The sequence below is a fragment of the Haloarcula marismortui ATCC 43049 genome, from assembly GCF_000011085.1.
GTDB lineage: Archaea > Halobacteriota > Halobacteria > Halobacteriales > Haloarculaceae > Haloarcula > Haloarcula marismortui.
In genome coordinates this window covers 1-14,070 of record NC_006396.1, presented here as the reverse complement: position 1 = coordinate 14,070, position 14,070 = coordinate 1, and the positions used below count along the sequence as shown (strand labels likewise).

Genomic DNA, 14,070 nt, shown 5'->3' with positions numbered 1-14,070 from the left:
TGTTAGTCATCCCCCACAGCGGCCGTGCTGTCGGTGCCCGTCCCGGCGGAGTTTTCGACAGTGAAGCGGTCCAGTAGCGATTCGAGATCGTCAGCACGCTGCCTGAGTTCCGTCGCGGAGTCAGACACTTCTTCGATGGACGCGGACTGGTCCTGTGCCGCGCCGGCCACGGTGTCCGCCTCCGTCGCCGTCTGCTGACTGATCGTCGTCAAGTCGTCGATAGTCCCCATCACGTCCTGTGCGGTCCGGGCCTGTTCCTCGGTCGCCCGGTCGATCTCCTGAATGCCGGTGTCGACCTCTTCGGTGTACTCGACGATGGTCTCCAGTGCGTCGACGGTCTCCTCGACCGTCGAGACGCCTTCAGTGATTCGGGTGCTGGTCGATTCCATCGTCTCGACGGTGTCGCCGGCCTGCTCCTGAATGGCCTCGATGCGCCCTTCGATGTCAGCGGCGGCCTCTTTGGTCTCCTCTGCGAGGCCCTTGATCTCGTCTGCGACGACAGCGAACCCTTCACCGTCACCGTCAGCGTGGGCGGCCTCGATAGAGGCGTTCAGCGCCAGCATATTCGTCTGCTCAACGATACTCGTAATGACGCCGACAATCTCACCGATTTCGTCGAGTTCATCGTCGAGCGCGTTGATCTCTTCGACGGTCTCGCCGGTCTCGGCCTCGATAGCGCTCATCTCCGCAATAGCTTCCTGTGCGGCTTCGCGGCCGTCCTCGCCAACTTTTGCGGCCGACTGGGACGTGTCGGCGACCTGCTGGGCGGAGGAGGCGACTTGCTGTGCGGTCGCCGAAAGGTTCTGCATCTCTGCGGCCGCCGATTCAAGCCCTTCGTTTTGCTCGGTCGTCCCCTCGAAGATCTCGTTGATCGACTTCGACACCTGCTTGCTAGCCCGGTCGACCCGCTCCGCGTTCGAGTTGACACGGTCGCTGGACTGGATGACGTTCGTCGCGAACGCTTTCATATCGGCGATTGTGTCTTCGAGCGCATCGAGCGTCGTGTTGATGTCCTCGCCGACCTCCGCCATTGCGTCGTTCATGCTGTCCGTTTTCACCCGTGCGGTGAGGTCGCCGTTGGCGGCTGCGTCGAGGGCGTCGCTGTACTGCTGTGCCTTGAGTTCGAGGTGGCCGGTCAGCGCCTCCATCTCGTTGCGTTCGGATTCGACATCCTCACGGGCAGCCTGTGCCTGCTCTTTGGCCGCCTCGGCTTCCTGCTTGGCAGTTTCGGCTTCAGATATCTGTGTCCGGAGGTTTGCCCGCATATTATCGAAGGCAGCGTACAGTGTTCCAAACTCGTCTTCCCGGGACGTATCGAGGTCGACATCCAGCTCACCGTCGGCCATCGCTTCAGCCTTTACTGAAAGCCGCCGCAGCGAAGCAATCGTGTTTCCGCCGATCGTGACCCCGATGAGTCCAAGGTTGACGACGGCAAGCAGGATGAGACCAATGAGGTCAGAGTTGATCTGATCGCTCAGGGCGTATGCGGCCTCCCGGTCGGAGTGGACCATAACGACCCAGTCGTGTGATTCGAGACGGGTCAGCCCCATCAACATACTGTCTGTTTCGTGGAACATTCTCTGTCCGGGTTCGAGCGTGCCCAGCGGGTCCGATTCCATCTGGGAAATCGGTGCCGTCGACCCGATCATCGAGTGGTTGGGGTGTGAGACGAACTCCCCGTCGGTGTTGACAACCGTGGTAAATGACCCTTCGCGGTGGCTCGATATCTGGTCAGCCTTCTCCCGGAGATCGATCATGTACACGAGCGCTCTGTCTTCGTCACCGGGGACCGGCGAAACGACGGCCACTATCGGATGGTCGACGACCGAGACAGAGAACGGCTCCGTCACGTGCGTGTCGTCGGGGCCGTCGAACTGCGGCGGGTCCGTAGCGAACGGTGCCCCTTGCTCGGCAGCGTTGACCCCGATGAAGTCCTGATTCGAACTGGCGCGAATCTCGCTTGTCTCGGTGTCAAAGTAGTGCACTGCGACGACACCGGGCGGTAGTTCCTCGTTGGACCGTAACTCCTCCAGTCGTTGCTGTTTCTCCGTGTCCGTTCCGTCGGTGAACACGGGAAGTCGCGACGTCGACCGGACGTTCCGACGCGATGTCGTCAGCCAGTCGTCTAACTGTACTGCCTGTGTCTCTGACAGCGCGGTGATGTCGTCCGCCACGTCTTCTTCGAGAGTGGCGGACGCCTGCACGCTTGTCAGGACTCCAGCAGCGATAATAACAAGTATCGCGAATGAAAGCGCCACCCCGAGCCTGGCAGCGTAACTGCCAGCAATAAAGCTCGGGAGCGGCGAGTCCCTATTTGAATCCATCACGCAATTCTACACAAACCTGCTAATAAAGGGTTGTTACGCAATTCTCACTGATGATAAGCACCACAACCGACTGTAGAAATCCGTCGCCTCGGAACGGCTACCGGTGGAACGTTCTATTGCTCTACTGATATACCTTACAGTCGCAGAGATGGGCACCGGCCCCACCCGTTCGCTGCCGGCGGTTTCGCTGCACGTACCGCGATATGAAAACCATATCAGAAGCCGAGCGGACTGTGGGGAAAGGTTTTGCCGATACCGCCTGACGCATACTGCAATGCGTGCTGTACGATTCCACGAATATGGCGGGACGGACGTGCTCCGCGTCGACGACATCGAACGACCAACGCCAGGTCCAGAGGAGGTCCTGCTCGAAGTCGAGGCAGCGGCGGTCAATCCGGTCGATACGTACTTCCGGACCGGCGACTACGAACCGGGCGAACTGCCCTGGATACCCGGCTCCGACTGTGCCGGGACCGTCGCCGCGACCGGCGAGCGCGTGGCTTCCGTCACCGAAGGCGACCGGGCGTTCGCAACCGGGCTGGGCAACTGGCTCCAGGGAACCTGCGCGGAGTACGTCACTGTTCCCGAATCACATCTGGCGCGGCTCCCCGACGGGGTGTCCGCCGAGGCGGGCGCGGCCGTCGCGCTCGTCGGCGTCACCGCCTGGCAGACGCTCGTCGACGCCTGCTCGCTGGAGCCGGCCGAGCGGGCGCTGATTCACGGCGGGAGCGGCGGTGTTGGCCACGTTGCGGTCCAGTTGGCTGCGGCGAACGGAGCGCGGGTGACGACGACGGCGTCACCGGCCTACCACAACCAACTGGCCGACCTCGGTGCGGACGACGTGTTCGACTACAGTCGGGACGACCTCGCCGACGCGGTGGTCGACGCCGGCGCACCGGACGTGGTTCTCGACCACCGGCTCGACGACTACCTCGCGTTCGACGCCGAGGTGGCCGCACAGGGCGCGCGAATCGCCGCCATCGGGAACACCGACCTCGCGGCGACGTTCGAGAACGTCCCGCGCTGCCGGGCTAAGGCCCTCAGCGTCCACCACGTCTCGATGTTCAACACGCCCGAGTTCGGCGCGGTGCTTTCCCGACTGGCGACGCTCATGGCCGACGACGAACTGACGCCGGTCGTCGCCCGCCGTTACGACCTCGCGGAAGTCCCGGCCGCTCACGACGACGTGCGCAACGACAGCTTCCTCGGCAAACTCGTCGTCACGCCGTAGTCCGACCGGCGCTACCGTCTATCGTCGGTCCACAGACTCGACCCTCGGGTTTCTTGAGATGGGCTTTTATATTACTACTATCCATTGACAGTTGTATGTCAACCGGGTATAATTTCGACGGTAAGATAGTACTGATCACGGGCGTTGGCGGGGCGCTGGGCAGTGCGGTCGCAAACGCCTTTCTCAAGGCCGGGGCGACCGTCTGTGGTAGTGACATCGTCGAACCGAACACCGAGGATTTCCTGCTTTCCGACCCCGAACGCGTGGACTTCTACCGGGCGGACTTCAGCGACGAGAACGACGTCGCCGACACCATTGACGCGGTCGTCGACGAGCACGGGCGACTGGACTACTTGCTGAACATCGCCGGAACGTGGCGCGGCGACACACCGATCCACGAGACGGATGCGGCCACGTTCGATTTCCTGTTCGACGTGAACCTGAAGACGATGTTTCTGGCGTCGAAACACGCGATTCCACACTTGCGGGCTAGCGAGGGCGCAATCGTCTCCGTCTCCGCGCGGTCGTCGCTGGAGGGCGGTGCAGGCGACGGCCTCTACCGAGCGTCGAAAGCCGGCGTCCGACTGCTAACGGAGACCATCGCGGCGGAGAACCTCGGGTCCGTGCGAGCCAACGCCGTCATGCCCAGCGTCATCGACACTCCGATGAACCGGGAGATGGTGCCCGACGCTGATTTCGAGACGTGGGTCGACCCGAAAGACATCGCCGACGTACTGTTGTTCCTCTGTTCTGACGCCGCAGCCGTGACCAGCGGGGCGGCAGTACCGGTGTACGGCGAGGTCTGACGTTGGTGGCTGTATCTGGCCTGCCTGCCGCCCGGCCTTAGCCCCGCGTTTCTCGTCGTCACGTATCCGCACTGTCAGGAACCGGCGGCAAGGGGGTATCAGTGCTGACGTCTCGGCTGTTGTTTGGCTTCGGGAATTATGTCTTTATCCTGATATTACGGCGGAGTATTGCGAATCGGAATCACGGTGGTTTTTATACCCCAAAAGAATATGCCGCATCACAATGAGTGACAGAGAAACGTGGGCCTCACGGCTCGGGTTCCTTCTCGCAGCAATTGGTAGCGCAGTCGGTCTCGGAAACATCTGGCAGTTCCCGTTCAAGACCGCGACAAACGGCGGCGCAGTGTTCCTCGTCTTTTACCTCGTCGCCGTGTTGCTCATCGGCTTTCCGGCAATGCTGGCAGAGTTCATCATCGGACGGCGAACGAACCGCAATGCCGTCGACGCGTTCGGGGAACTCGGATTCAAGCAGTGGCGGGTCGTCGGTGGCCTGGGCGTCTTTACGGGCTTCTGGATCCTCTCGTATTACAACGTCGTCGGCGGGTGGGTCATGCGATATATCCTCGGTAGCGCAACGGGCGCATACTTCGGAAACTCCGCGGAGTACTTCGGAGCCATCGCCAGTGGGCCGGAAGCTGTCGTCGGACAGGCACTGTTCCTGCTGATCTGTGTCGGTATCGTCGCAGTGGGTGTCGAGGACGGTATCGAGAAGGCGACGAAGGTGATGGTCCCCAGCATCGTTCTCCTCATGATCGGGATGGCGGCCTGGGTTACCACGCTTGAGGGAGCAGGGGCTGGCTACAGCTACTTCCTCTCACCGGACTTCTCCACGCTGGCGGCGAACGCTGGCGACCTGATTCCGTTCGCAGTTGGACAGGCGTTTTTCACCCTCTCGCTGGGGATGGCAGCCATGATTACCTACTCCTCGTACATCGGTGACGACGAGAGCCTCCCGGTGGATGGTGGCATCATCGTCGTGACGAACACGCTCGTTGGTGTGCTGGCCGGGCTGGTCGTGTTCCCGATTCTCTTCGCCATCAACGTCAGCCCCGACACCAGCGGTCCGTCGGCCATCTTCGTCGCGATGGCGTCGGCGTTCCCACAGCTCCCCGGAGGTCGACTCCTCGGTGTCGTGTTCTTCGGCGTTGTCCTCATCGCTGCAATTTCCTCCGCCATCAGCCTCCTCGAGGTTACAGTCTCCTACGGCGTCGACAACACGTCATACTCACGAGTGTCTCTGGCGGCGATGCTCGGAGTTGTGCTGTTCGTTCTCGGATTCCCGTCAGCCTGGGACCTGGCGTGGTTCGGCTGGTTCGACACGCTCGCGTACAAGCTGTTCCTCCCGCTGTCAGTGCTGCTCATCCTAGTGTTCGTCGGCTGGGTGCTCTCCTCCAACGCAGTTGCCGAGCTCCGACAGGGGACGGGTGGGCTCCGGGCATTCGGTCCGACCTGGCTCTGGATGGTCCGAACGGTGGTTATCCTCGGCGTGCTCCTGACGCTGGTCCTCGGCCTGCAGACGCTGTTCCTCGCTGAGGACCCCGCGATTATCCCGCCAATATAACCGACGCACAGCCTCGGTTTCCCGCGGACCTTCTTCGCGACGGTTTGTAGTGACCGCCCGGTGTATCCGGTCGTCGCGAGATGTTTTTTCCAGCCGTAGCAGCCTAGCCACGTGCAGAAGGGCGGCATGTCGCTCACGAACTGCGCAGGCGTAGATACACGCCACCGAAGAGACAGACCGTTGCCACCAGCAATAGACCACCGCTCAGCACGTCTCTGAGGACCCCGGAAACACCGGGATGCTCGATAAGTCCGAAGGTCCCCTCAAACGCTATCGACTGAAACACTAGCGCCAGTCCGCCTATCGGTATCAACAGTTGTCGACTGCGTGTATTTTCACCGACAGTCATGCCCGTAGGGATACATGACGGTGGAGTGAATACTTTGCTGAATCTCTGTGGCCGGCGGGCTCAGTGTACTCCCTATCCTAAGTGAGGTCGAAACAGGCATATGACACCCTAACGGCCTATCTCAGTCGGACTCGAACCCACGCTGTTCGTCCGCAATGCCGAGACTTTCGGACACAGTGTCACCCTCGTCGGTAGTAGCCGGGAGCAGTGCCCGGATGTCGACCGACTCGCTGCCCAGTACTACGAACCCCGTGAAGATAGTCAGGAAGCCCGCCACTGCGGTCGGGGTGATTGCCTCACCGAGCAAGGCCCACCCGCCGAGCGTTGACACGACGGGGACCACGTAGAAGATGAGGTTGGCCTGAATTGCACCGGTGACATCGAGCAGGCCGAAGTAGGCGATGTAGGCGATTGCGCCGGCGAAGATGCCGACGTACAGCAGGGCTGCTATCGCAGTCGGCGACCACACCGCCGTGGCCGCGGATTCGCCCATACCGATGCTCAGCGCATGGCAGAGCGCGGCGGCGACAGGGAGCGCCCATGCGGTTCGGACCGTACTCGACAGGCCACCGCCGGACCACCGGATGAGCACGCTGCCCAGCGCCGCGCTAGCCGCGCCAGCGAACAGGATGAGCTTGCCGATGCCCCCGCTCAGGAGCATTGCCGGGTCAGGGCTAACGACGAGACCGACACCGAGCAGGCCGATAACCATCCCGAGACCGCCGCGGGCCGAGAGTCGTTCGTCGGAGAGCAAGATAGCGGCGAACACCGGCGTCAGTATCGGGTTGAGGCTGAAGATGATAGCGGCAACCGCGCTGGTAGCGGACTGCTGGCCGACGAATATCAGCGCGTTTGCGAGGCCGAGCGCGAACAGGCCTGTCGAGAGAATCCCAAGCACGTCGCCACGGGTCCGTGGGAGCAGTTCATCCCGGGACCGCGTCACCACAACATACCCAAGGAGCACGACAGCGGCGATGTCGAACCGGAGAGCGACGAACAGAAGCGGCGGGAGATACGACAGTCCGGCCTTCGCGCCGACGAAGGTCCCGCCAAGCAGGACACTGGCAACGGCGGCGAGGGCGAACGTCCGGCGCGAAATCATACCGCCACCTCGTATTTAGTTTCTGATACGACTGCACAGCCGACAGAGAGAGCACGGAGAGAAACCTGAATCATCGTACTCTACAGTACGGTATCGATGCTTATAGGCCCGTTTAGAAAATATTACATAACGCGAAACGGCCGAACACCCGTGGCGGATGTGCACGGTGTGAAATTATTTCATACTACGAAAGCGATTTAGGACGGACTCCCTAACGTGGCGGTATGGAATCGGCGCTCGAAGAGATCGAGTTCCTCGCGCTCTCGTCAAACCGGGTCGAGGTGTTGCGGCTTCTGGCCACGGAGCCACACTCACGCGGGGAACTGGCGGCCGAAACCGGCGCGTCACAGGCGACGCTCGGCCGGATCATCGCTGACTTCGAAGAGCGGTCGTGGATTCGCCGAACAGGGGGTGAGTACGTCGCCACGGCGACGGGCCGCATCGTTGCTAACGGGTTCACCGACCTCCTCGGTAGCCTCGAAACCGAGCGGCGGCTGCGCGACATCGTCCAGTATCTCCCCACCGATGCGATGGCCTTCGACCTGCAACATCTGGCCGACGCCACGATAACCGTTCCAAGTCAGACGCGCCCGAACGCGCCGGTCCAGCGATTGCTCGACCTGCTTCGAGATGCCGAGGAAGTCCGGACGTTCTCCCATGCGTTCAACGACCAGGCGATTCGAGTCGTTCAGGAACGGGTCACCGCCGGCGAACAGCGGTTCTCGGGCGTGTTCTCGCCCGGCGCGATAGACGCACTGGCGGCGGACGACCGACTCCGGAAACGACTCGAATCGCTGCGTGCCGAACCGGACGCGTCAGTCCGGGTGCGAACCGATGGTGTGCCACTTGCGGTGATGATCGCCGACGACGTGGTCCATCTGCTGTTGCGGGACGACAACGGCGTTCTACAGGCGTCGATCGATACGACCGCGCCGGCCGTCCGCGAGTGGGCTATCGAGGCGTTCGACGCGTACTGGGCGTCCGCGGAACCGCTCTCCGACGAGTGGGCGCTGTAGCCACTGTTTCTGATCGTCGGAGCCGCTGTAAGAATCAATAGAACCGCTACCGGACCAGATACGGGTCGTCGTTCGGCAGGAACCGCCCGAGGTCCGCCTCGCGGCGATAGTCGGTCTTCAGTAGCGCAGTCAGGACGTCGACAAGGGCGTCTTCGTCGTCGTCGCTCCACTCCGCGGGCTCTTTGATCGGGTAGACGAGCCAGCCACTCCCGACGACCTCCGTGGCGTGGCGCGCGTCCATGTCTATGGACTCGGTCGGCTCCGAGGTCGTGTTCGCGAACACGTGTCGCGTGGCCCGCTCGCCGACAGGCAGGAGGACGTGGGCAGTGATGGCCCGGAGTTCCGTGTCGAACAGCGGCTCCAGAGCTTCGTAATCCGCGTCTGTCGGTGGGTCACCGCCGCACATATACAGGTACGACAGGTAGGTCTTCTCGACGGTTGGCGGCGTGCCGGCCTCGGCGAGCAGTCCAGCCTCAACGAGCGCCCGCTGGAGGCGTTCGGCCGCAGCGTTGTCGGTAAACGGGATGCCAGACGTTGCGCCACCGTGGACGCCGGGGTGGTCACCGATGACGTGGAAGTGGGCGTTGGCGTCGCCGTACCCCGGCACAAACGGCTCACACGGTGCGTCGAAGCCAAAGGGGTTGTGCTGGCGGGCCGTGACGTTCTTCACGCGCGAAAGCAACGGGCCGTCGCTCAAAACTCCGCCGGTTTCCGTTATCGAATACGAGAAATAATGGTTAAGTTTGATAACGCTTTTCTCGGATGCCCGCAAGGAGTCGGATATGCTCCGGTCCGGGAGAAGTGATATCGCGTGAGCCACGATGACCGTGTCGAGGACCTTCGGGAACGAAAAGCCGAGGCCGAACGAGGTGGTGGCGAGGAACGAATCGAGGCGCAACACGACCGCGGGAAACTCACCGCGCGTGAGCGCATCGATTACTTCCTCGACGACGGCACCTTCGTCGAGATCGACTCGCTCCGTGAACACCGCTCGACGAACTTCGACATGGCCGACAAGAAAGTACCGGGAGACGGCGTCGTCGTCGGCTACGGCAAAGTCGACGGCCGCAGGGTGTACGTCTTCGCCCACGACTTCACCGTCTTCGGCGGGTCGCTGGGCGAGGCGTTCGCCCAGAAGGTCTGTAAGGTGATGGACAAGGCCATCGAGACGGGCGCACCCATTATCGGGCTGAACGACTCCGCCGGCGCGCGGATTCAGGAGGGCATCGACTCGCTGGCGGGCTATGCCGATATCTTCCACCGCAATCAGCAAGCCAGCGGTGTCGTCCCACAGATTTCGGCCATCATGGGGCCGTGTGCCGGCGGCGCGGTGTACTCCCCCTCGATCACGGACTTCGTCTACATGGTCGAGGAGACCAGCCACATGTTCATCACCGGGCCCGACGTCATCGAGACAGTGACCGGCGAGGAGGTCGGCTTCGACGAACTCGGCGGCGCGAAGACCCACGCCTCCGAGTCCGGGGTGGCCCACTTCACGGCCGCCGATGAAAAGGACGCGATGGACGACATCCGCTACCTCCTCTCGTATCTCCCGCAGAACAACGTCGAGGACCCGCCGCGGGTCAAACCCTGGGACGACCCCGAACGCCGAGACGAGGAACTGAAATCGGCTGTTCCCGACGCGCCACAGAAACCCTACGACATGACGGATGTCGTCGGGCGTATCGTCGACGAGGACTCCTTCTTCGAGGTGGCTGAGGACTTCGCGCGCAACATCGTCATCGGGTTCGCCCGCATGGACGGTCACAGCGTCGGTGTCGTTGGCAACCAGCCGCGAGTCAACGCCGGCACACTCGACATCAACGCCTCGCGGAAGGGCGCACGCTTCGTCCGGTTCTGTGACGCGTTCAACATCCCGATTCTGACGTTCGTCGACGTGCCCGGGTTCATGCCCGGCAAGGACCAGGAGACCAACGCCATCATCAACCACGGCGCAAAGCTCCTGTACGCCTACTCCGAGGCCACCGTGCCGCTGGTGACCGTCATCACGCGGAAGGCGTACGGCGGGGCCTACGACGTGATGGCGTCGAAGCACATCGGCGCGGACATGAACTACGCCTGGCCGACCGCCGAGATCGCCGTGATGGGGCCACAGGGCGCGGTCAACGTCCTCTACGACGACGAACTGGAGGACGCCGACGACGTGGAAGCACGCCGCCAGCAACTCATCGACGAGTACCGCGACGCCTTCGCGAACCCCTACACCGCAGCCAAGCGCGGGTTCGTCGACGATGTCATCGAACCCCAGGAAACCCGCCCGCGGCTCATCGACGACCTTGACCTCCTCCGGGGGAAACGCAAGGACCAGCCCGACCGCAAGCACGGCAACATCCCACTGTAACGATGGCGGCTGACACTGACTCGGCTGTCGATGCAGATCTGGTCGCAGAAATCGCCGCCCAACTCGACGACGCGTCGACGGCCGAAGCGGCTGCTATCGCCGTCGCTATCGGCGCACACCTCACCGACCGCCAGCGTGCGGCAGCAGCGGCCGCGGCGGCTGCGGCGGCAGACGACGGTGACTCCTGGGACGGCAGACAGTGGTCGTTCTCCGGGCGCGTTGAAGCCACGCAGAAGCGGTCCGTTCGGGTTCGCTCGGACGCGCCGACCGACCCCTGGAGCGCTGCCGGCCGCGCCGAACGGTTCTAATCGCAGACAGTTTTTTGTCAGTTGCTCGGCGACACCCTGAGTCGGTTTGTGGTCATGTTCTATACTAACATGATTATATATGTAAATTTGGCCGCTATCTGCGCATAGTTTTATGGGCCGACTCTCAGTATGAGGGCGTATGTTCGATAAGGTGCTCGTCGCTAATCGCGGGGAGATAGCGGTGCGCGTGATGCGCGCATGCGAGGAGTTGGGCATCGGCACAGTGGCCGTCTACTCTGATGCCGACAAGCACGCCGGTCACGTCCGGTATGCGGACGAGGCGTACAACGTCGGTCCGGCCCGTGCCGCAGACTCCTATCTCGACCAGGAAGCGATTATCGACGCGGCCAAGCAGGCCGACGCTGACGCCATTCACCCGGGGTACGGCTTTCTCGCGGAGAACGCCGACTTCGCCGCGCGCGTGCAGGAAACGGACGGCGTCACCTGGGTCGGCCCCGAGAGTGAGTCAATGGAGGCACTGGGCGAGAAGACGAAGGCTCGCAAGATCATGCAGTCGGCTGACGTGCCTATCGTCCCGGGGACGACCGACCCGGTCGAAGACCCCGAGGAAGTCGTCGAGTTCGGCGAGGAGAATGGGTTCCCGGTGGCTATCAAGGCCGAAGGCGGTGGTGGCGGCCGTGGAATGAAAATCGTCCACGACCCCGAAGAAGCCGAAGAACAGCTCGAAAGCGCAAAACGGGAGGGAGAGGCGTACTTCTCGAACGACTCTGTCTATCTCGAACGCTATCTGGAGAACCCCCGCCACATCGAGGTCCAGATTATCGCCGACCACCACGGCAACGTCCGGCATCTGGGCGAGCGTGACTGCTCGCTCCAGCGCCGCCACCAGAAAGTTATCGAGGAGGGTCCCTCGCCGGCCCTGAACGATGCGCTCCGCGAGAAGATCGGCGACGCTGCCCGACGCGGCGTCCGCGAATCGGACTACTACAACGCCGGGACTGTCGAGTTCCTCGTCGAAGAGGACACCGACCGCGAGCAAGGGGAACTGCTCGGTGAGGAGGCGAACTTCTATTTCCTCGAGGTTAACACCCGCATTCAGGTCGAGCACTGCGTCACCGAGGAGATCACCGACATCGACATCGTCAAGTGGCAACTGCGGGTGGCGATGGACGAGGAGATCACCTTCGACCAGGACGACGTGGAAATCGAGGGCCACGCGATGGAGTTCCGCATCAACGCCGAGAACGCCGCTGACGACTTCGCGCCCGCAACCGGCGGCAGCCTCGACACCTACGACCCGCCGGGCGGTATCGGCGTCCGCCTCGACGACGCGCTCCGGCAGGGCGACGACCTCGTCACGGACTATGACTCGATGATCGCGAAGCTCATCACCTACGGCGGGGACCGTGAGGAGTGTATTGAGCGCGGGAAACGGGCGCTCAAGGACTTCGACATCGAAGGCATCCCGACCGTCGTTCCGTTCCACCGCCTGATGCTCACCGATGAGAAGTTCGTCAACGGGACACACACCACAAAGTACCTCGACGAGCACCTCGACCGGACGCGCATCGAAGAAGCGCAGGAGCAGTGGGGCACGGTCACCGAATCCGACGGCGAAGGCGACGAGGACGAGGAAGTCGTCGAACGCGAATTTACCGTTGAGGTCAACGGCAAGCGCTTCCAGGTCGACCTCGAAGAGCGCGGCGCACCCCCAATCAACGTCGGCAACGTAGACGCCGACGGTGGGAGCCAGCCACAGCGGCCACAGGGTGGCAGTAGCTCTGACAGCGGAGGCGGCAGTGCCACCACCGCCGAGGGTCAGGAGGTTGCCGCTGAGATGCAGGGGACGATTCTGGAGGTCAACGTCGAGGAAGGCGACGAAGTCGAGGCCGGCGACGTTCTCTGTGTGCTCGAAGCGATGAAGATGGAAAACGACATTGTCGCCGAACGCGGCGGCACTGTCAACGACGTAGCCGTCAGCGAGGGCGAATCCGTCGACATGGGCGACTTGCTCTTTGTGATCGGGTGAGCGCGGCCTGCCCGCCGCGCACTGCAGACGCCTTTTATTCCGGCCGGTCGAAGCCCCGGATATGAACGACACACGCCACCGGGTGCTCGATGCACTGGCCGACGGTCCTGTTTCGGGGCCGACTCTCGCCGACGAACTGGATATCTCTCGCTCCGCGGTCTGGAAGCACGTTGAAGCGCTCCGTGACGAGGGGTTCGAGATCCGTAGCGACGACGCGGGCTACGCCCTCGATTCGGTACCGGAGTTCGGGGCGAGCGCGGTCGAATACGGCCTCGATGCGCCGTTTTCTGTCGAGTACCACGACAGCATTCCCAGCACGAACGCACGCGCCAGAGACCTTGCGGCAGAAGGGGAGTCAGACACTGTGGTGCTGGCCGACGAACAGACCGGCGGCCGGGGGCGCCTCGACCGTGATTGGCACTCGCCGAGCGGCGGAATCTGGCTCTCGGTACTGTTCCGTCCCGACGTGCCGATGGCCCACGCACCGGTGTTCACGCTTGCGGCCGCTGTCGCGGTGACACGGGCGGCACGTGAGGCCGGCGTCGAGGCCGGCATCAAGTGGCCCAACGACGTACTCGTCCGCCACGGCGACGAGGAGCGCAAACTGGTCGGCATCCTCACCGAGATGGAGGGGGAGGCCGACCGCGTATCCTGGGTCGTCGTGGGCATCGGGGTCAACGCGAACGTCGACCCAGCAGACCTGCCCGATGAAGCAAACCCGACGAGTCTCTCGACCGAACGGGGCGAACCGCTCGACAGGCGACTGTTCACGCAGCGACTGCTAGAAGAATTCGACGCGTTGCGACAGGATACGGGGCGCGTCGTCGAGGCGTGGCGGGAGTACGCGACGACGCTGGGCAAACGGGTCCGGGTCGAGACACCGGGAGGCCCTATCGAGGGCGAAGCCGTGGACATACAGTTCCCGGGCGCGCTCGTTATTGAGACAGCATCCGGTACAGAGGTCGTTTCAGCGGGGGACTGTGAGCATCTCCGCCCGGTTTCGGAGTGAGCGCAACGA

General features: G+C 62.8%; 11 protein-coding genes. 8 read left to right on the top strand and 3 right to left on the bottom strand.

Going from position 1 to position 14,070, the window contains the following annotated elements:
• Positions 1-2 precede the first annotated feature (2 nt).
• Positions 3-2,204: a methyl-accepting chemotaxis protein gene (locus RR_RS04085; RefSeq protein WP_049939125.1), complete on the bottom strand. Its 2,202-nt coding sequence runs from the start codon at positions 2,202-2,204 to the stop codon at positions 3-5.
• A gap of 397 nt (positions 2,205-2,601) precedes the next feature.
• Here RR_RS04085 and RR_RS04080 point away from each other — a divergent pair, with 397 nt between their 5' ends.
• The 3 genes from RR_RS04080 (at position 2,602) to RR_RS04070 (ending at position 5,925) form a co-directional block, all read left to right on the top strand.
• Entirely contained in the window at positions 2,602-3,558 is a 957-nt protein-coding gene (locus RR_RS04080) for an NADPH:quinone reductase (RefSeq protein WP_049938655.1), read from the top strand.
• A gap of 95 nt (positions 3,559-3,653) precedes the next feature.
• The gene (locus RR_RS04075) at positions 3,654-4,364 is read left to right on the top strand and encodes an SDR family oxidoreductase (protein WP_011222776.1); all 711 of its coding nucleotides are present in this window, start codon (positions 3,654-3,656) and stop codon (positions 4,362-4,364) included.
• Positions 4,365-4,587: 223 nt separating this feature from the next.
• A complete protein-coding gene (locus tag RR_RS04070) occupies positions 4,588-5,925 on the top strand; it encodes a sodium-dependent transporter (RefSeq protein ID WP_011222775.1) in 1,338 nt (445 codons plus the stop codon).
• Positions 5,926-6,395: 470 nt separating this feature from the next.
• Here the strand turns inward: RR_RS04070 and RR_RS04065 are convergent, their stop codons facing one another.
• Entirely contained in the window at positions 6,396-7,376 is a 981-nt protein-coding gene (locus RR_RS04065; protein ID WP_004963476.1) for a DMT family transporter, read from the bottom strand.
• 224 nt (positions 7,377-7,600) lie between these two features.
• Here RR_RS04065 and RR_RS04060 point away from each other — a divergent pair, with 224 nt between their 5' ends.
• On the top strand, positions 7,601-8,392 hold the full coding sequence (locus RR_RS04060; protein ID WP_007188211.1) for a helix-turn-helix transcriptional regulator: 792 nt from the start codon (positions 7,601-7,603) through the stop codon (positions 8,390-8,392).
• A gap of 46 nt (positions 8,393-8,438) precedes the next feature.
• On the opposite strand, the gene RR_RS04055 is transcribed toward RR_RS04060, so the two are convergent.
• A complete protein-coding gene (locus RR_RS04055) occupies positions 8,439-9,062 on the bottom strand; it encodes a uracil-DNA glycosylase family protein (RefSeq protein WP_049938651.1) in 624 nt (207 codons plus the stop codon).
• 141 nt (positions 9,063-9,203) lie between these two features.
• Between RR_RS04055 and RR_RS04050 the strand changes: the two genes are divergently transcribed.
• The 4 genes from RR_RS04050 (at position 9,204) to RR_RS04035 (ending at position 14,061) form a co-directional block, all read left to right on the top strand.
• Positions 9,204-10,754: an acyl-CoA carboxylase subunit beta gene (locus RR_RS04050; protein ID WP_049938649.1), complete on the top strand. Its 1,551-nt coding sequence runs from the start codon at positions 9,204-9,206 to the stop codon at positions 10,752-10,754.
• A 2-nt stretch (positions 10,755-10,756) separates the two neighbouring features.
• The gene (locus RR_RS04045) at positions 10,757-11,062 is read left to right on the top strand and encodes a hypothetical protein (protein ID WP_004963491.1); all 306 of its coding nucleotides are present in this window, start codon (positions 10,757-10,759) and stop codon (positions 11,060-11,062) included.
• 139 nt (positions 11,063-11,201) lie between these two features.
• The gene (locus RR_RS04040; RefSeq protein WP_007188208.1) at positions 11,202-13,052 is read left to right on the top strand and encodes an acetyl-CoA carboxylase biotin carboxylase subunit; all 1,851 of its coding nucleotides are present in this window, start codon (positions 11,202-11,204) and stop codon (positions 13,050-13,052) included.
• A 61-nt stretch (positions 13,053-13,113) separates the two neighbouring features.
• Complete coding sequence (locus RR_RS04035) at positions 13,114-14,061, top strand: biotin--[acetyl-CoA-carboxylase] ligase (protein WP_011222771.1); 948 nt, start codon at positions 13,114-13,116, stop codon at positions 14,059-14,061.
• Positions 14,062-14,070: the final 9 nt, after the last annotated feature.

Coding starts and splice junctions, on each gene's coding strand:
- RR_RS04040 (WP_007188208.1), top strand. CDS start 11,202: ATGTTCGATAAGGTGCTCGTCGCTAATCGCGGGGAGATAGCGGTGCGC.
- RR_RS04080 (WP_049938655.1), top strand. CDS start 2,602: ATGCGTGCTGTACGATTCCACGAATATGGCGGGACGGACGTGCTCCGC.
- RR_RS04075 (WP_011222776.1), top strand. CDS start 3,654: ATGTCAACCGGGTATAATTTCGACGGTAAGATAGTACTGATCACGGGC.
- RR_RS04070 (WP_011222775.1), top strand. CDS start 4,588: ATGAGTGACAGAGAAACGTGGGCCTCACGGCTCGGGTTCCTTCTCGCA.
- RR_RS04060 (WP_007188211.1), top strand. CDS start 7,601: ATGGAATCGGCGCTCGAAGAGATCGAGTTCCTCGCGCTCTCGTCAAAC.
- RR_RS04045 (WP_004963491.1), top strand. CDS start 10,757: ATGGCGGCTGACACTGACTCGGCTGTCGATGCAGATCTGGTCGCAGAA.
- RR_RS04035 (WP_011222771.1), top strand. CDS start 13,114: ATGAACGACACACGCCACCGGGTGCTCGATGCACTGGCCGACGGTCCT.
- RR_RS04065 (WP_004963476.1), bottom strand. CDS start 7,376: ATGATTTCGCGCCGGACGTTCGCCCTCGCCGCCGTTGCCAGTGTCCTG.